This is a genomic window from Moorena sp. SIO3I8, assembly GCF_010692325.1.
Lineage (GTDB): Bacteria > Cyanobacteriota > Cyanobacteriia > Cyanobacteriales > Coleofasciculaceae > Moorena.
On the sequence record NZ_JAAHHW010000022.1, the window covers coordinates 1 to 23,161 of the forward strand.

22 protein-coding genes are annotated in these 23,161 nt (G+C 42.2%); 10 read left to right on the plus strand and 12 right to left on the minus strand.

Going from position 1 to position 23,161, the window contains the following annotated elements; translation table 11 throughout:
* Nucleotides 1–111 precede the first annotated feature (111 nt).
* Complete coding sequence (locus tag F6K51_RS11065) at nt 112–348, minus strand: hypothetical protein (RefSeq protein ID WP_293020306.1); 237 nt, start codon at nt 346–348, stop codon at nt 112–114.
* A gap of 23 nt (nt 349–371) precedes the next feature.
* Complete coding sequence (locus F6K51_RS11070; RefSeq protein WP_293020308.1) at nt 372–1,496, minus strand: SGNH/GDSL hydrolase family protein; 1,125 nt, start codon at nt 1,494–1,496, stop codon at nt 372–374.
* 364 nt (nt 1,497–1,860) lie between these two features.
* On the opposite strand from F6K51_RS11070, the gene F6K51_RS11075 reads away from it, so the two are divergent.
* Nucleotides 1,861–2,127: a hypothetical protein gene (locus tag F6K51_RS11075; protein ID WP_293020310.1), complete on the plus strand. Its 267-nt coding sequence runs from the start codon at nt 1,861–1,863 to the stop codon at nt 2,125–2,127.
* Here F6K51_RS11075 and F6K51_RS11080 read toward each other — a convergent pair.
* Nucleotides 2,107–2,352, minus strand: coding sequence for a hypothetical protein (locus F6K51_RS11080; protein WP_293020312.1), 246 nt, complete (start codon nt 2,350–2,352; stop codon nt 2,107–2,109). The two genes, F6K51_RS11075 and F6K51_RS11080, sit on opposite strands and share 21 nt — an antisense overlap.
* On the opposite strand from F6K51_RS11080, the gene F6K51_RS11085 reads away from it, so the two are divergent.
* The 7 genes from F6K51_RS11085 to F6K51_RS11115 all read left to right on the plus strand — a co-directional run bounded on the left by F6K51_RS11085 (nt 2,351) and on the right by F6K51_RS11115 (nt 12,812).
* The gene (locus tag F6K51_RS11085) at nt 2,351–3,427 is read left to right on the plus strand and encodes an RRXRR domain-containing protein (RefSeq protein ID WP_293020314.1); all 1,077 of its coding nucleotides are present in this window, start codon (nt 2,351–2,353) and stop codon (nt 3,425–3,427) included. The genes F6K51_RS11080 and F6K51_RS11085 overlap by 2 nt on opposite strands.
* Before the next feature lie 61 nt (nt 3,428–3,488).
* A complete protein-coding gene (locus tag F6K51_RS11090; RefSeq protein WP_293020316.1) occupies nt 3,489–5,558 on the plus strand; it encodes an AAA family ATPase in 2,070 nt (689 codons plus the stop codon).
* Nucleotides 5,559–6,036: 478 nt separating this feature from the next.
* Nucleotides 6,037–6,663, plus strand: a complete 627-nt coding sequence (locus F6K51_RS11095) for a hypothetical protein (protein WP_293020318.1) — start codon at nt 6,037–6,039, stop codon at nt 6,661–6,663.
* 511 nt (nt 6,664–7,174) lie between these two features.
* Complete coding sequence (locus F6K51_RS11100) at nt 7,175–8,575, plus strand: TldD/PmbA family protein (RefSeq protein WP_293020320.1); 1,401 nt, start codon at nt 7,175–7,177, stop codon at nt 8,573–8,575.
* 223 nt (nt 8,576–8,798) lie between these two features.
* A complete protein-coding gene (locus F6K51_RS11105) occupies nt 8,799–9,584 on the plus strand; it encodes a 16S rRNA (uracil(1498)-N(3))-methyltransferase (protein WP_293020322.1) in 786 nt (261 codons plus the stop codon).
* Between the two features lie 519 nt (nt 9,585–10,103).
* On the plus strand, nt 10,104–10,538 hold the full coding sequence (locus F6K51_RS11110; RefSeq protein WP_293020323.1) for a helix-turn-helix domain-containing protein: 435 nt from the start codon (nt 10,104–10,106) through the stop codon (nt 10,536–10,538).
* A 66-nt stretch (nt 10,539–10,604) separates the two neighbouring features.
* Nucleotides 10,605–12,812, plus strand: coding sequence for a right-handed parallel beta-helix repeat-containing protein (locus tag F6K51_RS11115; protein WP_293020325.1), 2,208 nt, complete (start codon nt 10,605–10,607; stop codon nt 12,810–12,812).
* A gap of 196 nt (nt 12,813–13,008) precedes the next feature.
* On the opposite strand, the gene F6K51_RS11120 is transcribed toward F6K51_RS11115, so the two are convergent.
* From F6K51_RS11120 to F6K51_RS11135, 4 genes are all read right to left on the minus strand, one after another.
* Nucleotides 13,009–13,293 carry a hypothetical protein gene (locus F6K51_RS11120; protein ID WP_293020326.1) on the minus strand — a complete coding sequence of 95 codons (285 nt, stop codon included), beginning with the start codon at nt 13,291–13,293 and terminating at the stop codon, nt 13,009–13,011.
* 246 nt (nt 13,294–13,539) lie between these two features.
* A complete protein-coding gene (locus tag F6K51_RS11125) occupies nt 13,540–13,764 on the minus strand; it encodes a hypothetical protein (RefSeq protein ID WP_293020328.1) in 225 nt (74 codons plus the stop codon).
* A 150-nt stretch (nt 13,765–13,914) separates the two neighbouring features.
* Nucleotides 13,915–14,127 carry a hypothetical protein gene (locus tag F6K51_RS11130; RefSeq protein ID WP_293020329.1) on the minus strand — a complete coding sequence of 71 codons (213 nt, stop codon included), beginning with the start codon at nt 14,125–14,127 and terminating at the stop codon, nt 13,915–13,917.
* Nucleotides 14,128–14,365: 238 nt separating this feature from the next.
* Nucleotides 14,366–14,563 (minus strand): hypothetical protein, encoded by a 198-nt coding sequence (locus tag F6K51_RS11135; protein ID WP_293020330.1) that lies wholly within the window; start codon nt 14,561–14,563, stop codon nt 14,366–14,368.
* Nucleotides 14,564–15,372: 809 nt separating this feature from the next.
* Between F6K51_RS11135 and F6K51_RS11140 the strand changes: the two genes are divergently transcribed.
* Entirely contained in the window at nt 15,373–16,479 is a 1,107-nt protein-coding gene (locus F6K51_RS11140; protein WP_293020332.1) for a tetratricopeptide repeat protein, read from the plus strand.
* Between the two features lie 11 nt (nt 16,480–16,490).
* Here F6K51_RS11140 and F6K51_RS11145 read toward each other — a convergent pair whose 3' ends face one another.
* On the minus strand, nt 16,491–16,985 hold the full coding sequence (locus F6K51_RS11145; RefSeq protein ID WP_293020334.1) for a hypothetical protein: 495 nt from the start codon (nt 16,983–16,985) through the stop codon (nt 16,491–16,493).
* A 427-nt stretch (nt 16,986–17,412) separates the two neighbouring features.
* Here F6K51_RS11145 and asnS point away from each other — a divergent pair, with 427 nt between their 5' ends.
* A complete protein-coding gene (gene asnS / locus F6K51_RS11150) occupies nt 17,413–18,801 on the plus strand; it encodes an asparagine--tRNA ligase (RefSeq protein ID WP_293020336.1) in 1,389 nt (462 codons plus the stop codon).
* A gap of 145 nt (nt 18,802–18,946) precedes the next feature.
* Here the strand turns inward: asnS and F6K51_RS11155 are convergent, their stop codons facing one another.
* From F6K51_RS11155 to F6K51_RS11170, 4 genes are all read right to left on the minus strand, one after another.
* Nucleotides 18,947–19,147, minus strand: a complete 201-nt coding sequence (locus tag F6K51_RS11155; protein ID WP_070390908.1) for a hypothetical protein — start codon at nt 19,145–19,147, stop codon at nt 18,947–18,949.
* Nucleotides 19,148–19,269: 122 nt separating this feature from the next.
* Nucleotides 19,270–20,361: a glycosyltransferase family 4 protein gene (locus F6K51_RS11160; RefSeq protein ID WP_293020340.1), complete on the minus strand. Its 1,092-nt coding sequence runs from the start codon at nt 20,359–20,361 to the stop codon at nt 19,270–19,272.
* A 226-nt stretch (nt 20,362–20,587) separates the two neighbouring features.
* Nucleotides 20,588–21,817 (minus strand): HEAT repeat domain-containing protein, encoded by a 1,230-nt coding sequence (locus F6K51_RS11165; RefSeq protein ID WP_293020342.1) that lies wholly within the window; start codon nt 21,815–21,817, stop codon nt 20,588–20,590.
* Between the two features lie 294 nt (nt 21,818–22,111).
* The gene (locus F6K51_RS11170) at nt 22,112–23,098 is read right to left on the minus strand and encodes a DMT family transporter (protein ID WP_293020344.1); all 987 of its coding nucleotides are present in this window, start codon (nt 23,096–23,098) and stop codon (nt 22,112–22,114) included.
* Nucleotides 23,099–23,161 lie beyond the last annotated feature (63 nt).

A 23,161-nucleotide genomic window follows, 5' to 3' on the forward strand; every position in this document is an offset into this window, starting at 1 on the left:
CTTCTAGGGGTCGGGTTTGCACCGCCATCCAGATGAATAGTTATAACTCTTTTTGGGGTTTTCCCCGCGAGTTACCTGAGTCATACCCCTCCCGGTGAGGGAGGCTCCTACTCAGAACAAGCCGCACCTGACCAAAGAATCGATATCGAAGTAGTGGATATTGCCTGTCTGAGCATTTGACATGACTCTGACCCAACGCCTTGGTTTTGTCTGAGCTATAGCAGTCTGAGACAGGTAAGCGATCGCAGATAAGATTAACAGAAATTTACCCATAGAATTTACCAATAGTAGTATCAAACTATTAAGTATCAATTTAGTATCAACGGTGACAGCTGGGGTAGATGCCACTGTGTTATAGTTAATAGTAAACTCTAGCAGGATTTATTCAACTGTTTCCGAAGCAACCAGGCAAGCCCTATCACTCCTAAGGAGGCAGAAGAAACTGGTTCTGGTACAGACTTAGTCTTAGCCTTGTCTTGGGACTTCAGTGCGGCTAAGGTTGATTCCGCTATGATCTGATGGCCAGCTGTCGTTGGGTGGAAGCCATCCCAGAATAAAAACTCGTCTGGATTAGCACAGGCAATAAATGTTGTTCCATCTAAGCACGTTTCCGTCACATTCGTGAAACCAAAGTTTCCAGGATTGGTCAAAACCTGATTAAATAGGTCATACTGATCAACGGATATCAGGTTAATGTCAGGTAAAGATTGCCTCAAAACGTTAAGGGTGGAGTCCAATACAGAGTTATGCTGCTCGCTCAAATCCGTGAGGCCAGACGATAATACACTATCTAGTCTCAGTGATTGAGGTATCTTTCCCAAATCTGGTAAGTTAAGCACTAGGAAATTGCGAGCACCAAAGTTATACAGGGAGTTCAGGGCTGTCTGTATATTGCTCACCACCTGGTTAGGATTAGGAGGGTCCGCACTCTGGTAATCATTAGCACCTGACCACAGAATATAGAGGGCGTTGGGGTCAGCCATCTGATCAGATAGGATTAGGTCATTGGTAAACCCTGGGACTTGGGTGAGTAATCCCGGTAACAACGCCCCGAATTCACCAAGGCCAGCTAATCCGGCTTGAGAACCACCAAAAGCAAAGTTTACGCTTTGATTAGTCGTCGCACCATTGAAGAAAAAACTCACCCGAGGGCCATCGGGAGTGATAGTGATTGGAGAAAGTATCGGCGATTCCGGTAATACCACGGACAAGTCAGTAGATGGCTTCACCTCTATGTCCAGAGCATCTGCTAGATAATCTACCCAGATAGGACCATTGCTAAAACGTCCCTGAAAGTAGGGTGGACTCTGGGGGGTGATGGGAATGGTGGGATTTAGCTGATTGCTTGCCTTACTGATATTGAACAAATTGCCAGAATCCGATAGGCTATCACCAAACACATAAAGATTACTAAAATCTAAATCATATGCCCTAGCTTCAGAGGGCAACATTAAAGAGAATAGAGAAAATCCGAAGGCCGTAATTGCGTTTTTCATCGTTGATTGTCTGTGATTGTGGGCAGGTTTCAAGCCAAAACTAAAAACCTACAGAGATAGAGTACTGCTTTGGGTGACTCTCGTTATTAAGATATTGCAAAATTTTTGGGTTATAGTATAAATAAACAATAAAGTATTAAAATAAATTTAATCAGCCTAGATATGGTATCATGTCCGGAAACATCGCTCTTGTAAAGCATGGGTAATTGATAATTGGTAATGGGGAATTGGTAAGTAGTGTGATTACTACCAAGCTATTCCCTATTCACCCTTACCGATTCCTAAAACAAACAACAACAAAGAATACTACCGAAACAACCGGACACGATCTGAAAGGTTAGTCGCTTTTAAAAAAAATACGGTTATGGCATTTAGATACTCTACCAGTGGTGCTACATCAGTCATTTCCAGAAGAGTAGCTGAAAAACATTCTACTTATTCTCCTAGCAAGAATGAACTCCATGATGTCCAGGAGCCGATTATCACTGCTCCCCTAGAAGTGCGCCGAATTATAGAGCGAGTCTTGCAGGCAGAAAAGGATAAACTCTATATGAAAACTCCCCGTAATATTAATGATGATATCCTGAAAATTGTCAAGGAAGAAGTTCAGTCAATAACCCCATCCTCTTAGGTTGGGGCTTGGGTAGACGACCAACTGTCCGTGTTTGACTAGACCATTGAGCCGAATTTTGGTACGAACATCCGGATGCTTCCCCAGTCCGGATCTCTTCAAAACTGTGTCGTCAGTTGCTGTTAGACAGGACATCTTAGATTCGGTGGTCGTTCGCGTAGCGTGGCCTACGGCCAGGGGACGGGTAATCAACCCAAATACTTTTCTCGTGAGGTTTATCACCATGCTACGAGTTCCAGTTATTTCACCTGATGGCAAACCATTGATGCCTACAAAAGCCTCTCGTGCTCGGCGTTGGCTTAATCAAGGTTTAGCTGTTATTTACCAAAACGATCTAAATGTTTTTGCTGTTCAGTTAGTCAACCAACCGTCTGGAGAACAAACTCAGGACATTGCTATTGGGATTGATCCTGGAAAAATGTTTTCTGGTATTGCTGTTCAGTCAAATAATGCCACTCTTTGGACAGGGCATTTAGTGTTGCCGTACAACAAAGTCCGCGTGCGCATGGATACTCGACAAATGATGCGAAAAACTCGTAGAAGCCGTCGAATAAACCGCAAGGTACCTTACTCGCAAAGGTCTCATAAACAAAAACGATTCTCAAATAGAGTAAGCAAAAAGGTACCTCCTTCAATTCGAGCAAACCGCCAGTTAGAGCAAAGAGTAGCCAAAGAACTTAGTCTTTTGTACCCAGTAAAAGTCATCGTTTATGAAATAGTCAAGGCTAGGGGAAACAAGGGTTTTTCTCCTGTTATGGTAGGCCAATATTGGTCAATATCTCAGCTAGAAAAAATAGCCCCAGTCACTCAAAAAAAAGGCTGGGAGACTGCTCTAAAAAGGGAAGCGTTAGGACTAGTCAAGGACAAAACCGACAAAAGTCGGCAGTCAGTCAACACTCATGCGGTAGATGGGATAGCTTTAGCTGCTACTCAATTCTTCCGGCGCAATAATTACTATCACAGTAAAGGCAAATTGAGTGTTCCAGAAAACTGCAATATAACTAACACTTTACTCTTTGTTATTAGACGTGCTCCTATAAGTCGTCGTCAATTACACCTGTTGCAATTTTCTAAAGGTGGAAAACGGCGCAAATATGGTGGAACAACTACTAGTCATGGTTTTCGCAAAGGAGATTATGTTGAAGCTGTTAAAGCCGGAAAAGTAACCCGTGGTTGGGTGAGCGGCGGAACAGCAAAACAGGTTTCCGTTAGCGATATCGATTGGAAGCGGATAGGACAATTCACTGCCCGCAAAGTCCGACTCCTAAAACGTTCAACGGGCTTAATTGTAAACCACTAATTGGAGGCGCGGCTTTCGTACCCACCCTGTAGAGGGATGGGGACGAAAGCCGCGAAGACTTATGAAGCTGCTATCGATTCAGCTATGTAATTTTCGTCAGTTTTATGGTAAGACTCCCGTGATTGTGTTAGCTAGTGGCGAGCGAAACACTACGATTATTCATGGGAATAATGGTGCTGGTAAGACTACCATCCTGAATGCTTTTTCGTGGGTACTCTATGAGAGATTTAGTGCTGCTTTTGCTTCAGAAGACCAACTGCTGAATAAGCGAGCTCTTGCTGAAGCTCAGTTCAATAAACCAGTAGACTGTTGGGTAGAAGTAGCATTTGAACACAATAATAAACGCTACCAAGTCAAACGTCTATGTCGTACTTACAAAACTGAGGTAGGAGTCGAGCAAGGTAACACAGAATTGTATCTCCAAATCGCTGGAGATGATGGACGCTGGTTATTGCCTCAACAACTACCTGAGGATATTATTGGTCAAATTTTACCAGCTAGTTTGCACCAATACTTCTTTTTTGATGGAGAACGAATTGAACAACTGGTACGCTCCGATAAAAAGTCAGAAGTTGCGGAAGCAACCAAGACCTTGCTAGGGGTAGAAGTTTTAAATCGCTCCATTAAACATTTAAGGGAAGCGAAAAAAACCTTAGACTATGAATTATCTTTAATTGGTGACTCTGAAACTAAGCAATTGCTTAAACAACAGCGAAAATCGGAAAAGAAGAGCCAGAGTCTAATCAAGCGTCAAAGGGAAATCAAGCAGGAGTTAGAGGATCAAGATGAGCTAAAGAAGACAATTGGTCAACGGTTATTAGAACTCGGTGGCGCTCAGGAGTTACAACAGCTGCGGGATGAACTAGAAGCTAGAGAAAAGTTAATTAGAGAACAGCTAAAACAAAGTCAACATATTTTGAAACGAGCTATATCAACTCGTGGCTATACCGTGCTGCTCTCAGAGGTAAGCTCAACTTTTCAAGAAATTGTCAAAGATTTAATCACCGAAAGAGGGGAATTACCTGTTGGAATTAAGCGGCAATTTGTTGGGGATTTACTTAAACACAAGCGCTGTATCTGTGGTGTAGAATTAACTGAGGGAACTCATGCTCATCAGCAAGTAGCAGCCTGGATGGATAAAGCCGGAATGGCTGAAGTGGAAGAAACCGCAATAAGGATGGGTTCCCAGGTTGATGAAATTAACCAACAGGTGCCTGAGTTTTGGCAGGATGTTGACCAACAACAAGATACTATTGCTCAGGGAAGAACTGAGCTTTCTAGAATTGAGACCCAACTAGATGATATCAAGAAAAAGTTACGTAACTTTCCCGATGAGGATATCAGTCTGCTCCAACAACAATTAGATGAGATAGATACTAGGATTCGGGAGCTAACTCTAGAACAAGGAGGGAATCAACAACAACTTGAACAGTTGGATACAGACATTGACTTAAAGGATAAGCAGATTGCTAAGCACAAAATGAATGAAAGTAAGCAGGCGTTGATACAGCGACGGATTGCTGCTGCTCAAGATTCTATTGAACGGTTAATTGAAGTGAGGGAACGTTTGGAAACTCAGTTTCGTACTTCTTTGGAGAAGCGGGTCCAGGAGATATTTATCTCAATTTCTTTTACACCCTATATCCCTAAGTTGAGTGATAAGTATGAGTTAACCTTAGTAGAAAGTACTCTTGGAGAAGAAAATCTAGTTGCTGCGTCTACGGGAGAAAATCAGATTCTAAGTTTATCCTTTATCGGCGGAATTATTGACCGAGTTAGGGATTGGAGTCAAGAGCATTCTCTGATGGGACCTGATAGTAGTACTTTTCCTATTGTAATGGATTCTCCCTTTGGAAGCTTGGATGAAATCTATCGTCGGCGAATTGCTAATATCTTACCTAGACTGGCGAATCAATTAGTAGTTTTAGTGACTCAGACTCAGTGGCGAGGAGAAGTGGCTGATGAGATACTTCCTTTTCTTGGTAAAGAGTATGTGTTGACTTACAATTCTCCTAAGTCTGATTGTGAAGAAGATGTTATTGAGCTAGCTGGAAATCGTTATGATTTGGTAAGGCGTAGTCCAAATCAGTTTGAATATACTGAGATTGTCGAGGTCGATAATGATAGCTAGTTTGTTGAAGCTTCATGGTTTATTACCCAAGTAAGTGGGGAGTTTAGCGTGAATTAGACTGTGCTTTAAGGTGATACCGTTTTTTTTAACTAATTCTCCCTCTACCTATTTGGTATTATTCCGGTAATCCTTAAGCCAGTATTCTAAAGAGATAATTTTTGCTACCTGACAAACTAATGTTGATGCTACCATAATTAGTTACTATTTTGTTATTCTACAAGCTGAGTGCGATGCTCTTTCAGAGCCGCTACGCGAACGCATCTAGTAATCCCATCTAGTAATCCCATCTAGTAATCCGATTTTTTTTTGGCAACAATACTCCCCTTAACAATACGTCAAATTTATGAGTTATGAATCCTGACTCCCTATCTCTACTCCCTACTTTCTACTCCCTACTCCCATTAACCCATCACTTTCTCCCTAAACCGATAAAAAACATCTGTATATAGATATAAATCAAATCTATATAGTTAATACAATGTCTTACAGTGAATTTACTCTAGATACACTCAAAAATAAATTTAACCTATCGATTCAAGAACGAGTTAATTTATTTGAATCAGTTGAACCAGTTACTCCTAGCCCTTTATTAAACGAGATTTTGGAAGAAAACCTTCCTCTAGGATTGGAAATCGATACCGAAAAAGCCCGCTCTGAATTGATTGTTGCTCCTATTTTAGTTGAAATTCGCAAGCAATTTAACCGTAAAATTAGCCTTTTCTCTGGGACAGAGTTTACTATTGATAAGAGTAAAGGGCTAAACGGTAGGTGTGATTTTATCATTAGTCATTCTCCTGAACAGTTGGATGTTACTGCTCCCATTGCTATTCTAGTTGAAGCAAAAAACGATAACCTTAAATCCGCTATCCCTCAGTGTATTGCTGAAATGGTTGCTGCTCAAATTTTTAATGAGCACAAAAATAATCCTATTCCGTTTATCTATGGTGGAGTAACAACTGGCAGCCTCTGGAAATTTATGAAATTGGTCAAAAATTCGGTTTATATTGAGTCAGAAGAACACTTTATTGGTAATTTAGAGGCTCTGCTCGGTATTCTGTCACAGATTATTAATAGCACTCGCCCTCAATCTCTTGCTGAAACCTAGTGATAATTCTGGGATAGTGGCCAGAAAAATCGGGAAGTATAGCGCTACGCGCAAGTCAGAAGTTAGAAGTCAGAAGTCAAAAGTAAGCTATGACTAAGTTTCGGAGTTTATGAATGTCAAACATCTGAATGCGTAGTGCTATATAATATAATAGAGACTAAATCAAGGGGTAAGCAATAATATTATTGGTTTCAGTAGTTTTTTGGTTCTTGTTATGATTATCAATATTGTTAATAGTTATGATTTGGTATTGAGATGTTGATGCTCCTTCTGGAGAATAGTGTGAATTGTCACAAGTAGTCAATATTATTGAAGTGACTAGGGTTGAGGGTTACCTTGCTGCTTATGTTGAAGAATCTAAGGGGTAAATTGTGCTATAATATTGTAAGTTTTAACATCATCTCACGTAAAACAAAGAACATAAGCTGATAGCTGACGGCTGAATGCTTACAATAGCACTAGATACCCTACTCATTGCACAATAGAATAGTTATTTGCTATATCCTCTACTATGCCCATTGTCCTAACCGATACCAAAAACTTACTCTGTGACCTAATTGCTCAATATGGCTCCCGCGTCGATTACTTAGCCATTCGCTTAGAAGAAGCCGAAGGAACTAGCATTTTATTACGGGGTGACAAGATAGAAACCCTGAGTGAAGGTCTGTCTATCGGTGGACAAGTAAGGGCATGTTATAATGGAGGATGGGGTTTTTCGAGTTTTAACCAGCTTAGCGCTATTAAAGAACGAGTCGAAGATGCGATCGCAGCAGCTAGGATTGTGGGTAATCAAGAAACCACCCTTGCTCCCATTGAACCAATACAGGATGTTTGTAAGTTACCCCTGACTGGTACAGACCCTAGGGAAATTCCCTTGGCGCAGAAGAAAGCATTATGCGATCGCTACAATCAAATTCTCAGAAGTTATGACAATAGCATTGCTACTACTTCTGTCCGGTATGGGGATATTAACCAACGCATCATCATTGCTACTTCCGAAGGTACCTTGATAGAGCAGTCTTGGGCAGATCTGGAAATGCGTTTTGCTGCTACTGCTCGTAATGGCGATAGTGTCCAAACTGGTAGAGAAACCATTGGTTCTCGCCAAGGCTATGAAGATCTAACCAATCTTGATCAACAAGTCCATGGAGCAGCTCAACGCGCTGTCGATGCTTTGTCATTACCACCTGTAACTGGTGGCAATTATACAGTAGTCATCGACCCCATCCTTACTGGTTTGTTTGTCCACGAAGCCTTTGGACACCTATCTGAAGCTGACATGGCTTATGAAAATCCTGACTTACTAGAAGTGATGAGTATAGGGCGTCGTTTTGGCCCAAAAGAATTGCAAATCTTTGATGGAGCTGCGACCCAAGGACACCGAGGTAGCTATTTCTACGATGATGAAGGCACTCCAGCCACTACCACCCAGTTGATTAAAGATGGTGTATTCGTTGGACGTCTTCACTCCCGTGAAACTGCTGGTAGATTAGGTGAAACCCCTACTGGTAATGCTCGTTGTCTCAATTACCACTATCCGCCGATTGTTCGGATGACTAATACTTGGATAGGACCCGGAGCTACTCCAGTAGCAGACTTATTCGATGATATCACAGTAGGAGTCTATGCTCGAAATTGGCTAGGAGGTATGACTAATGGTGAAATGTTTACCTTTAGCGCTGGAGAAGCTTGGATGATTCGCAATGGTCAAATTGCTGAACCTGTGCGAGATGTCACCCTTTCTGGTAACGTGTTCAAGACCTTAGCTGATATTGAAGCTATTGGTGATGATTTCTATTGGGATGAATCCGGTGGCTGTGGTAAAGGTGGACAAAGTGGCTTAGCTGTAGGCTGTGCAGGACCAAGTTTAAGGATTCGGAATGTGGTAGTTGGTGGAGAAGTTGAAGGTTGAAGGTTTGAAGGTTGTTCGCGTAGCGTGGCCAAAGGCCAAGGTTTGGAGGTTGAAGGTTGGAGGTTTGGAGGTTGAAGGTTGGAGGTTGAAGGTTGGAGGTTGAAAAACAAAGGAGTAATGGCTAATCGAGCATTAGTAACAGTCGAAAACTATTCTCCAAAGTCCCACTCTGCTATCTGTCGTTGTCTGTGATCCAGAGTTCCCTACAACTGTAGCAAAAGCAATGAGTATCCAACGCTTGGTGATATCACCTACACAGTGTCAAGACCAAGGGATTGTTTTAACTGATGCCCAACAGCATTATCTAATTAGAGTGTTGCGGCTGAGAAAGGGCGATCGCTTTATTGCTATGGATGGAGAGGGTGGCTGGTACGTTAGCGAGCTAGAAGGTGATTTGACTCAAGCTAAAATTGTCGCATCTGAGCACATTCAAACGGAATTGCCTAAACAGGTAACCTTGATGGCGGCTATGCCTAAAGGGAGTGGATTTGAGCAAATTTGTCTGATGGCAACGGAGTTGGGAGTGACTCGGATTGTGCCGTTGAAAAGCGATCGCACTTTACTCAATCCTAGCCCTCAAAAGCTCCAGAGGTGGCGACGGATTACCCAAGAAGCAGCAGAGCAATCAGAACGGGAAGTTGTACCGAAAATTCTTGACCCTGTTGACTTTTCCGATAGTCTTCAGTTACCGGAAACCCTAGAAGCCTATCGCTATATTTGTGTAGCTCGGGGAAAGGCTCCCCATCTACTCAATTGCTTATTAGATTTACGATTAGGATTGGATACTGGCCAAACAGACCCTGCTCAACATCCTGGCATTGTCATTGCTACCGGACCTGAGGGTGGTTGGACAACTCAAGAGCTAGAACAAGCCACTGCTGCTGGATTTATCGCTGTTTCTCTAGGAAGTCGTATTCTCCGAGCTATCACTGCTCCTATTGTTAGCTTGTCTATAGTAGCAGCAGTGTCGGAATCATCAGTTAAGGCAAACGGTGAGGATTTTGCTTAAGCAATTAATAACATCCATGGGCAACTTAGGCAATAAACTGGGTTTGTCCATGGTTCAATTCAATTACTATAGCGCTAGTTTAAGTGTGAAATTCAATCTAATCAACCCATACAACCCTTAACTCTTCTAAAAGGGTAGGGCTAGTAAAAAAAATTTGATCACCAAATTTTCGCAAACTATAGCGTTATAGTAAGCTAACTGAAATAAAAATAGCGCTAGATAATTTTTGCTCGAAATAAATATAGCGCTATTTTAAAAAAAGATTAAATCCAATTACTTTATACACCCCGTAAGCCCTGAATAAGGTTCGCGCTATAGTATAGCTTCCATGAATCCCAAAATTAAATTAGCGCTATAGTATAGCCATCAACACTAATCATCCCATATACTCTTTACAACCCCTAAAAGAGTAGCGCTATTTAAATTTCCGGTATCACTTTATGAATTTTTGTAAAAATTTGGCAAATACAGAAATAATGTGTTATTATAAGTATAGCGCTAATTAAAGGAGCAAAAAAAATGACCGTAGTCGGAACTACCCAAGCAGCTTTTCTTCTAGGAATTTGTGTCCAACGAGTCCGTCAACTTCTCAAAAATGGCAGAATTAAGGGTGCTCAAAAAGTTGGCAGATTTTGGCAAATTCCCCTATTTAACGGCTTGCCCAAGGTCAGTCCCGGTCGCCGTGGACCAAAGGGAACCTGGAGAAGAGGTTTCCAAAAGGTGGCCACTTACGTTCATGTCAACCAGAACGTCATTAGGCAAAATAAAAAGAACGACACCTACGAGCCTGTCCTAACCGTCAAACAAGGTAATCGCAACACCTACGGTCATTATGTGGAAATCAAAGGACCGTCTCGGTTAGTTTATCAACCTAATTGTCCCAAGGATTGTGGAGCTACAGTGTGGCTGGAAGTTGATCCTTCTGTGGAAATTTTGACCAAACTTTTTGGCTAGTGGGACTTTACTATTTTTGGGTCTGTTTAGGGGAACTAGCAGTGAATCGTTAAATACTTTTAGACTGTGACAAGTAATTTATATTCAAAGAAAACTGTAGTTGTTGCTAAATCGGATAGGGCTGACTACACAACAATTGCGGAGGCGATTAAAAATGCCCAACCTGAAACCATAATTTTAGTAAAGCCAGGGATTTATAGAGAAAGCATTGTTATTGATAAATCTCTAGAAATTTTAGGAGATGGGAAAGTCTCCGATATTGTTATTGAGGCCACTAATCTGAACTGCATTCTGATGCAAACAGACTATGCAATAGTGCGAGGCTTAACTTTGCGAGAATGCACTGTAGGTGTGTGTGTCCCCAAGGGACAGTTAATCCTTGAAAATTGTGATATGACCGCCTATGACTGTGGTATAGTTATTTGTGATTCTAAAGCAAATCCCATTATTCGTCGCTGCTGTATTCATGATGGACAAGGTAACGGGATTCAGATTCAAGATAATGGTCAAGGAGTAATAGAAGACTGCGACATCTATGGCAATACTTATTCAGGAGTGAAGATCGATAAAGGTGGCAATCCCATGATCCGTCGCTGTCGTATTTATGATGGTAAACAAACCGGAATTTGGATTACAGACAATGGATTAGGAACCCTAGAAGACTGCGATATCTATGGCAATACTTATCCAGGAGTGTTTATTGATACAGGTGGCAATCCCACGGTCCGTAACTGTCGTATTTATGATGGTAAACAAACCGGAATTTGGATTACAGACAATGGATTAGGAACCCTAGAAGACTGCGACATCTATGGCAATACTGCTCCAGGAGTGTTTATTGATACAGGTAGCAATCCCACGATCCGGCACTGTCGTATTTATGATGGTAAACAAATCGGAATTGCGATTCAAGACAATGGATTAGGAACCCTAGAAGACTGCGACATCTATGGCAATACTGCTTCAGGAGTAGATATCTCTAAAGGTAGCAATCCCACGATCCATCGCTGTCGTATTTATGATGGTAAACAAATCGGAATTTTGATTCAAGACAATGGATTAGGAACCCTAGAAGACTGCGACATCTATGGCAATACTGCTCCAGGAGTGTTTATTGATACAGGTGGCAACCCCACGGTCCGTCGCTGTCGTATTTATGATGGTAAAAGTTTCGGAATTTTGATTATAGACAACGGATTAGGAACCCTGGAAGACTGCGACATTTATGGTAATACTTATGAAGAAGTGGTTATCTCTGAAGCTAGCAATCCCACTATCCGTAACTGTCGTATTTATGATGGGAAAGGATACGGAATTTGGATTAAAGACAATGGATTAGGAACCCTAGAAGACTGCGACATCTATGGTAATACTTATCGAGGAGTTGATATCGATAAAGCTAGCAATCCCACGCTCCGTCGCTGTCGTATTTATGATGATAAACAAAACGGAATTTGGATTACAGACAATGGATTAGGAACCCTAGAAGACTGCGACATCTATGGTAATACTTATTCAGCAGTGCAGATCGATAAAGGTAGCAATCCTACTCTCCGTCGCTGTCGTATTTATGATGGTAAAAGTTTCGGAATTGGGATTACAGACAATGGATTAGGAACTCTAGAAGACTGCGATATCTATGGTAATACTAGTCTAGGAGTGTCTATTGATAAAGGTAGCAATCCCACGCTCCGTCGCTGTCGTATTTATGATGGTAAAAGTTTCGGAATTGGGATTACAGACAATGGATTAGGAACTCTAGAAGACTGCGACATCTATGCTAATACTAGTCTAGGAGTGCAAATTAATAATAACAGTAATCCTACTCTCCGTCGTTGTCGAATTGAAAACCATCCTTTTCCAGGAATTCAAATTGAAGAAGGATGTAATCCATTGTTTCGTCGCTGTATTCTTAGGAGTAATAGACCATTCTATTTAGGAATTGCTGGTATACTAAGTCTTTCTATTGCCTTACCTGTAGCTATAGCTGGGGGTTTGGTAATTACTCCCACTATAGCTTTAGCCTTAGCTGTGATTGGATTTGTATTTTACAAACTGCGTAAAAATAGGTTTAATAAACAATATATTATCGAAATAATATCTCTCACCCTAGTATTAGGCGCAAATTTAGGATATACTTTTTTGCTAAGTTTTAATATTTATAGCTTTTTAGCCTCATTGATAACGGGTTGGGCCTGGCAAAGTAGGCTTTTTAAGCCACTTTTTAAGCAATCTAAGTTAGTATCCAAGTATCAGCTTAATAGATCTCTTTAATTCAATTATTTTTCGGTGAACTATGCTCTAAATCTTGAGGTATAACCAGTTTTAAAGACTGGGTAATTATCAATAATGATAAGTTAATGACATAAGGTTGGGATAAGTTTTTCACTCCAATTCGTTGACTGTCGGATATTTCAGCAATTTTTGATGATCATGCGTACGCCTTCAGCCTTGTTGATCGCCCTATCATTCACATTGGCCAGCAAAAGCGGTCAATAACTATAACAGTAGTTAAATTTTTCCACTCAATCCTCCGACTGTCGTAAATTCCAGCAATTTGGGCTAATCGCGATCGCGTAGCTTGACTGCATGTCAATCGCACTAGCAACAGCAACAAAGCCGTGAAAATCCTTGGATTATCGAAAATTCCAGCAATTTGGGCTAATAACAATAGCGCTAGCTTAATCAACCCACGATAGTTATCGAAAATTCCAACAATTTGGGCTAATAACAATAGCGCTAGCTTAATCAACAAAGGGTGAAAATCCTTTACTGTCGAAAATTTCAGCAATTTTGGGTAATCACGATACTACTAGCAACAGCAACAAAGCCGTGAAAATCCTTACTGTCGGAAATTTCAGCAATTTTAGAAATAATGCGATCGCGTTAGCTTGAGCAACGCGCGATAGTTATCGAAAATTCTAGCAATTTGGGCTAATAACAATAGCGCTAGCTTAATCAACCCACGATAGTTATCGAAAATTACAACAATTTCGGATGATCACGATAGCGCTAGCAACAGCAACAAAGCCTGAAAATCCTTTACTGTCGGAAATTTCAACAATTTTAGAAATAATGTGATCCCCCCTTGTTGAGCAACAAAGCCGTGAAAATCCTTTACTGTCGGAAATTTCAACAATTTTGGATAATCTCGATACTGCGTTGGTTGAGCAACAAAGGGTGAAAATCCTTTACTGTCTGAATTTCCAGCAATTTTAGAAATCATGCGTTCGCGTAGCGGCTCGTAGCGAGCATCGCGTTAGCAACAGCAACGGGCGATAGTTATGGAAAATTACAACAATTTCGGATGATCACGTTCGCGTAGCGTGACCAAAGGTCAATAGCGCTAGCAACAGCAACAAAGCCTGAAAATCCTTTACTGTCGGGATTTCCAGCAATTCGCGATCGCATAAGCGCGGAAGCTGAGCCCTTTGGCCACGCGGGGCGCGTTCGCGTAGCGTCGGCTTTGCCGAAACGCTTCCGGAGCGTAGCGTGACTGCATGTCAATGGCGCGTTGGTTGAGCAACGGGCGATAGTTATCGAAAATTCCAGCAATTTGGGCTAATAACGATAGCGCTAGCTTAATCAACGCGCGATAGTTATCGAAAATTACAACAATTTCGGATGATCACGATAGCGCTAGCAACAGCAACAAAGCCTGAAAATCCTTTACTGTCGGGATTTCCAGCAATTTTCGATAATCAGGATACTACTAGCAACAGCAACAAAGGGTGAAAATCGTTCACTGTTGGAAATTTCAACAGTTATCGTAAATTCCAACAATCTAAGAAATTATGCGATCGCACAAGCGATCACATTCTTCGATCTTACTCTTCAGATTCTTTCTCCATAGGCTCAGGTAAATCAAAAATAATAATAAATTTCCCATCAGGCATCAGTCGTTTAAGTGCCTGCAAATGCCCTTCGGCATCGGACCGGTTCCGGTAACGACCAACAACGACCCGTTGCATTTGTGGCAATAGGTGAATGACCGCCCATGGATAGAGGCGTTGGGAGTAGGTCATAATTCTAAGTATCTCCTTAAGTGGGGTACTAGAGCCAGCCCTAGAGCGTCGAAAATCCGTGGCTGGCTCTTAACGTTTTCACGTCTATAATCCTATTATAGCATATAAATAATCTTTAATTATAACATTTTTTTAAAAGTTTTGTAACAAACTTGTCAGGGAGTAGGGAGTAGGGAGTAGGGAGTAGGGAGATAGAGAAGATTCTGATTAACGGTAATTATCTTGATTTACAGCAATTTTCGCCCCCCTAGCCCCCCAATTTTGGGGGGAAATTGAGTTAAAGTCCCCCAGAATTGGGGGACCCACGGGGGCTTGTAGCTAAAGGGAGTGAGGTCGATTCATCTGAAAACAGCTGTAAATTAGCGCTAGATAAATTCGACCAAAGTATAGCGCTAATTTAACCTACTCCCTCAATTATCCCAAATACTCCTTAACACCCCAAAAATTCAGCGCTAGATAAATTCGGCTAAAGTATAGCGCTAATTTAAACTACTCACTTAATTATCCCAAATACCCCTTAACACTTTAAAAAGTGAGCGCTAGATAAATTCGGCTAAAGTATAGCGCTAATTTAAACTACTCACTTAATTACCCCAAATACCCCTTAACACTTTAAAAAGTGAGCGCTAGATAAATTCGGCTAAAGTATAGCGCTAATTTAACTTAATACCTTAATAATCCCAAATATCCCTTAAGACTACAAAAAGTCAGCGATTTTAACTGCTCCCTAGGAGCATCTGATTTTACACTTAAGTTAAAGGCGAGAGACCGAATGTCTAACACTTGGTGATCTAACACCTAACGCTATCATGCTTAAGCAAATTGCTGATGCTTTTGAGCACCATGATTATCAAACTGCTGCGCGATTAATTAAACAACTTCTGAAGCAAGAGCCCAATAATCCCTGGACACAGCTTTATCTAGGACGGCTCCAGGAAGTCAGAGGTAAGCTAGAAGCAGCTGAAAGAATCTATCGACAGTTACTGAAAGGAACACCTGTTCCTAAAATTATGGCGCAAGCTCGTCAGGGACTAGCACGCTTAGAAGCTACGGCAAAAGAACAGCGCCGACAAGCCCTAGCCCAAGCAACGGCTGACCCTGAAAGTAATCAATTGGGAGTATTAGTCCTAAAGCCGATCAGCCAAGAAGAGAAACCAACAGCAGCTCAAAACTTAGCTCGTATCCTGGGGATAGACCCTTACACCGCAAGGCTACAGCTACCTACGAGAGGCTGGCGTTTATACCGCACTGGACCTGTGGGAGAACTTAAGTATTATGGCTCCTTACTGCGAGAAGCATCAATAAAATGTTTGTGGGCAGCAATAGCAGATATCAAAACAATTAATATCTATCAAGTTAAGTATTTTTCTGACAGTAGTGACCAGGAAACTACTGTAGTTTGTCACAACTCTCAGGGACAGTTGGGGTCTTTTAGCTTTAACTGGTCCGAAGTGACCCAACGAGTAGAAGGACGGTTGCCTTTGTTTGAGAAGGTAGTAGACTTAGATGCGCGACGGAATTTAACTCGTAAAACCCAAACCTTAGACTATGCCCTGGTTTGTGACTTGCATTTACCAAAGCGCCACAGTATTCTCAGACTATGCGATCGCAATTATCAATTTCAGCAAGGAATTGCTCTAACCCTCAAGCCAGTTTCTCATCAGAACAAGCAATCCCAAGACTCTCGTATACACCAAAGCACTACAAGAGTCAACTGGAACAACTTAGCTGATTACTTAAATGTTCGATTGCTTGAGAAGCCAGTATGGTCTGACTTTAGCACCTTTGCGCAAACTGCTCTAGACTACCAAGATATGCTAGAAAAATTGGAGTCTCATATCGACTTATTTCGCCTGGTCGAGACTCCTTGGGATCCAGCATTTCAGTTGTATAGTGGACTAGTGTTTCTTGAGTAATAACTAATCTATTAACGAGGGGTCTGCATCTGAGCAGCCATGTCGAGGAACTTATTCATGCTAGGACCAGGACGCCGACGAGGCATGATCATTGGTACGTATTTGGTCGCAAAGGTCGTTTCCGGCTGCCCTTTTGCCTTGTTATTGACAAGTGCTGCTGCTGAATTGATTGCCGCTACTGGTGTTGGCTCAGGAGCAGCTGCCTTGTTTTTAGCTTCTGCTTCAGCTTGTTTCTTAGCCTTTGCTTCAGCCTTAGCCTTTGCTAGTTGTTCTTTCTTCGCTTGACGAGCAGATTTAGTATCAGCAGCAACAGCTGTTGGTTCTACGGTCGGAGTTTCAACTGTTGCTTCAGCTGTTGCTACTGGGGTCGGAGTTTCCACTGTTGCCTCAGCTTTAGCCGGTTCTGGCTTCTGTTCTACCGCCGGTTGCTCGGGGGTGCTAGTTTCGCTTTCGTCTAGCTCCAGATAAAAGCCCTTGGATTTATTGCGCTTAAACAAACCTACCATTTACAAATACCTCTCTAAATTAGTTTTAATGGAAGCTATTACCCTCAGTGCGATCGCAGCTGGGGCTACAAGCTTGGCCCAGGACATATATCGGTAATCGGTAATCGGTAATCGGTAATTGTGCTTAATCCTTACTGATCACCTTTACCAACTAACCATTTACTGACAAACCCGACTCTGTCCTGGCTTAAGTGAATAGGCTCACTGCTTATCTTGGGTGACCAATCGTTTGATGAAACTTAACCAAACGTTGCATTTGTTTAATAATTATGAGTGACTACTTCACTTATTGCAACATTTTAAAGAGTTTTGTTCATTAAACTTTACATTAAGCCCTTTCTAAGTATATTTACTTAGATTTTTAGAGCTAAAGACCACCAGGTAATTTAGAAAAGTTTACAGTTATCTCAGATTTTTGAGGAAAGCTATGGAAATTCGACGGATTGCTGAAGTTTTGCGCAATGGTCAACCAGATCAGTCTTTGACCATTCAAGGCTGGGTACGGACAAAACGAGAATTAAAGGACTTTGCCTTTATGGAAGTCAACGATGGCTCCTCCATGGCAAATTTACAGGTAGTGCTCAATCCAGACTTGTCAGATTATGAGACTATCCTGAAACGGCTTAATACTGGCTCATCAGTAGAAGTCACTGGTATACTAGTAGAATCTCTTGGCAAGGGACAGCGCATTGAAGTAAAAGCATCATCGGTGACAGTATATGGGGAAGCAGATGCCAATTATCCCCTACAGAAGAAACGGCACTCCTTTGAATTTTTGCGCACCATTAGCCATTTGCGATCGCGTACCAATACCCTAGGTGCAGTGTTCCGAGTTCGGAATGCCTGTTCCAATGCCATTCATCAGTTTTTCCAAGAACGAGGCTTCTTGTGGGTTCATACCCCAATTATCACCGCTAGTGACTGTGAAGGAGCGGGGGAGTTGTTCAGTGTCACTAACCTAGACTTAAAGAACATTCCCAAAACCGATAATCAAGCAGTCGATTACACTCAAGACTTTTTTGGACGACCCACTTACCTGACCGTCAGTGGTCAATTACAAGCAGAAATTATGTCAATGGCGTTTCGGGATGTGTACACCTTTGGTCCTACATTCCGAGCCGAGAATTCTAATACCTCTCGACATCTAGCAGAATTTTGGATGGTCGAGCCTGAGATGGCATTCTGCGATTTGAAGGGGGATATGGATTTAGCAGAAGCCTTTCTCAAGCATGTATTTAAGTCAGTATTGGAAAACTGTCCAGAAGATCTGGAATTTTTCAACAAGCGGATAGATAACAATGTTCTCGCTACTGCTGATAATATTATCAATAATCAGTTTGAGCGGATTACTTATACAGATGCGATCGCATTACTGGAGAAAACGGATCGTAAGTTTGAGTATGCGGTCAGTTGGGGTGTAGATTTGCAGTCAGAACACGAACGGTATCTAGCCGAAGAGTTGTTTAAAAAGCCCGTCATTGTCACGGATTATCCAGTAGAGATTAAAGCCTTTTATATGCGCTTAAACGACGACCAAAAGACTGTAGCCGCAATGGATGTGCTTGCGCCTAGGATTGGGGAGATTATCGGTGGTGCTCAGCGGGAAGAACGGCTGGATATATTAGAGAAGCGAATTCAGAATCAGGGGATGAATCCAGAAGATTTATGGTGGTATTTGGATTTGCGACGTTATGGTACAGTGCCCCATGCTGGATTTGGTTTAGGATTTGAGCGATTGGTGCAATTTATGACTGGTATGGCAAATATTCGGGATGTAATTCCGTTTCCCAGAACTCCTTTAAGTGCAGAGTTCTAAAAATCAAAACTATGGTTGGTTCTGCCCACAGCCGCCAAAGATGGGTAGTGGTAAAGATGTCGTGGTTTGGCTACGGTCTGGTAAAGGTAACGGAAGCTAAAATCACGAATTGTTTACCACTACCCAAAACTAGATTGACACAGTACTAGCTAAGTGCAGCATGGCTACGGTCATAGGTAGAGCGGAAACTAGGATGGGGTTTGCCTTGGATAGTACCCCAGTAGTCAGAATCTAAGCTATCTAGTCCTACTTCGGAAGCAACGCGACCGAGCATAGATTGCTGACGATTTTTGATCATGTGATGGTGATTCATCATCAGAGCCCTAGCTTTTTCTTGAGTAGACATTTTCCTTTCTCCGATTGCTTATATAAGATTGTTATGGAATTAACTTCCCTTACATTTATAACTATAGCAGTTATTCTGTATCAAAAACTACAAAATTACTTTTATTTACAAATCTTAATGAACTAGCAACTATCACGACTTTCCTTTAAAATATCCCAGAGCCACTGCTCTACGCGATCGCCCATGGCCTGATTAGAGTATTTAACTTCGAGGAGGCGACGGCATTCACGGCGGTCAATTCTATCGAAATTTCCCAAGGCTTCTACCAAGCCTTCCACAGAATCGGGTTCTACCAAAAAGCCATTTTTACCATCTTCGATAATTTCTGCTGATCCACCACGGTCATAGGAAATGACTGGCACTCCACAAGCGAGGGCTTCCATTGCCACAGTACTAAATGCTTCCACCCAATGAGGCGTCATCAGTAAGGCTCGACACTGGCGCAAGTGTTTTTGGAGTTGATCAGTTGGGAGAAAACCCAGGTATTCTATAGGGGCATTGGGGTAATCGTTGAGAATCTGCTGCCAATAGGGTTGATTTTGTATAAGACCCATAATTTTTAGTGGCTTAGCCGTTATATCTGATGCTGCCACTGCATCTTCTAAGCCTTTTTCTGGAGAAATTCGACCCACCCAGCCGAGCCAGGGTGAGGGGGAGTCACAAAAGGAATACACAGACAAATCAATGCCATTGCCCAAACAACGACAGCGATTCTTGAAGGAAAATGTTGCCCCTTGAGCCATTGAATGAACCCCTATTGTGCCAGGGAAATTAATGGCAACTTGTTCGATGATCTGATCCATCCCCTCGGTTAATGAACCCATACTCACTAGGTGAGCAATGGGACAAGTGAAAAAGGGAGTTAGATAAAACGGTAACCAGTCGTAGGCAAAGTTTACAATCAAGTCATAGTCAGTTTGAACTTGCCGCCCATAGTCCCACATATTAGCCAATACGGAGGATGGGGGGATGATAGTAGGAGTGTCTCTTGTTTGAGTTTGAATACTAGTTTCCAGAACACCATCAATTTCTACCAGAGGCATTCCCCAAGCTGTAGATCCTTTAGTTGCCACAATTGTGATCCTGTGACCCCGATTAATCAATTCCGTAGCAATGTTACGTAAAGTCAACTCAACCCCACCACCTAACCCTGAACCCAACGGACCAACTGGGGTGGAAATTAATAGCAATTTCAGGGAATTTAATTGACTCATTAATTTAAAATTAACCCTGGCCATTTGATAATCAAAACGATAACTATAAGCTTTTAATTAATTTTGAATTCAAAACATTTATTACTGTAAACATCTTCAAGCACGGTAAGTAAAGCTGAGTAAACTTTTATTCTATGCTATTCCATTTTAACGGTTTACACTTCCCTATCATAGCACGGTAAGTAAAGGTTACTAAACTTTTATTACCTGTTATGAATTTACCTAACTAGTCGCTATTATCTTGGTAATGGTTTGAATTATTTTCTGATGAATTCAGGTAATTTTGTGCTGGTGGCAAACTATCCAGTTTAGTGGAAGGGCGCATTTTATTAAACTGATCGATTGCCCATTTTGCCGTTTCTCGCACTTCGGAATCCGGGTCATCGGTAGCGTGACGCAACATCTGCAAGACTTGGTTTAGTAATTCATAAATTCGCGTTGCATCCCGAATCGCATTTTTCCGGACTTGGGGGTTGTCATCCTGCAAAGAAATGGCTAGGGCTTTGTTAATCGGTTTGAGAGTTTTGGTGCTAATTTGGGATAAGGCTTCCAAAATCAAACCACGCTGCTTAGAATCAGAATCTAGCATTAAGTCCACTAGGGGCTTTACTGCCCTGGAATCCCCCTTTTGGGCTAATTCCCAGATAGCTTGTTGTCGCTTTTTTGGATCTGGGTCTTCTAATTCTCTGATTAATTCCTCAACAATACTAAATTTAGTCAGGCGAGTGGTCTTTTTGACATGTAAGGAATCAGCTAAAGACTGAGGTTGAGGATTGCTAGAATTGGCGACATTATAACTAGCGCTATGGTTATAATCCCTTTGAGTATGGTGGTTTTGGGAGTCAGTTGACACTTGGACTTTGAGGTTATTGACTGTAGTATCTTGTTTAGCTTGGTTTTCTGTGGAGGACGCTAATGGTGAGTCTACGGGTCGTTTTGGTTTAGTCAGCCACTTGAATAGGAAAAAACCGCCACCAGCCATGATGATGGCTGGGATGATCAACCATGATGACGGGCTCTTTTCCTGGGTCGAAGGTTCGGTAGTAGTCGATTCTGCAGTAGTCGATTCGGCTGCCACTAATTGACCTGAGTTTGGAGCTGAACTCGTGCTGGTGGTTGTGGTCTTAGCAGCGTAGGCTTGCTCCAATTCCTTCCTAGTAACAGAATCAACAACACCCAGTTTTCTCAATCCAACGGATTCTTGGAATAAAGCGACTGCTTTCTCTGTATCTTCACCATAAACACCATCTTCAAGCCCATCGTAGAAGCCAAGATGCTTTAGCTTGGCTTGCACAAGAGCCACCTCTTTGCCCCGACTCCCTTTGAGCAGAATTGGTTGGTCAGTTTCTGTGGCAGAAGTGGGAGATTGAGCGATTAGCAATGGGTCAGGGAGGTTGTTGGGTGAAAATGCGTTCGCGAAGCGGTTCCTATGGAAAATCGCTTTTTCTAATTTCACCGCTAGGCTGGGTGCTGGGAACCAGCCTAGGCAGTTCAAACAGGTAGCTACAAGTATGATAGACCAATGGCGAGTCATAAAATTCTACAGGACTCGAATGTGAACGCCAATTCTAGCTTACGCACTTAACACACAACGCTAAATCCCATGTGCTTTAGTCTTCGAGCAACATAATTTTGGCTCGATTAATCTCAATTGTATCAAATCGGCTTCACTGCTGGGTTTATGGTAGCTTAGCACTACCTTCTTCAGACGATCTCAGTTGTTGTTTCCACTGCCAGTTTTCCCCTTTGGCTAGCCGCTGTTGTTTGCGAGCCTTGCTTTGACCCGATTGGCTATTTGTTCCCGCTGATTGACTAGATAAATGCTAAGCAATGTCACGCACACACCAGTCCACTGTAGAGCACTGAGTACCTCAGACAACACTAAATTCCCAAATAGCAGGGCAAATACTGGTGTCAGAAAGGTTAAGCTACACAGACTAGTGAGATTCCCCTTGGAGGCAAAGTAGAAGAATATACCGTATGCGATCGCACTCCCGAAAACAGTGGAGTAAGCTAATGCGATCCAGCCAACTCCATCAATATTCACCCATTGCTGGGATTCTATGACACTAGAGAGGGCAAATAACGGTAATCCTCCTAGGATCATGTGCCAACCAACCGCAGCAACTGGGTCAGCATAGCGGCTGATAATGGGAACCATTACTGTTCCTACTGCCATGGAAAGGGATGCTAACAGCATCAGCCACTCTCCATGATCAAACAGCTGTTCCCAGCTTAATTCTATAGCTTGAGCGTTGCCAGTAAAAAGGCTGAGAATCCATTGATCGGGCAAGCCAATCAAGCTGATTCCTACTATACCAAATCCTAGTCCTAACCAACCCCACAGTCCAATAAGTTCACCAAAGAGCAATGCTGATAGCAGGGCGACCACTAGGGGTTGACTATCAATCATGACCGAACCCAAACCCGCACCAGTGCTAACCAATCCCTGGGCTAGGAAACCCTGAAACATTGCCCCATCCACTAAGGCAAATAAGCTAATCCACAGCCAGGCTAGCCAACCTTTCGGCTGGGGGCGACCCATCACAGTTGCTGCTCCTAATACTAAAACTCCTGCTGGTACTAACCGCACCCCAGCCATAAACATAGGGGTTGTGTTGGGGATCACCCCTTTCATGGCTACCATAGCTGTACCCCATAGAAAAAAGGGGGAAATCAGCAGTAGTGAACCTAGTAGTGACCTTGGTGACAGTATTGTGTTGGCTTTTAGTTGCATAATCCTGATTTATGGTGAAGAACAAAAATAACCGACACTCAAGCAGCTGTGCAACATTTAACC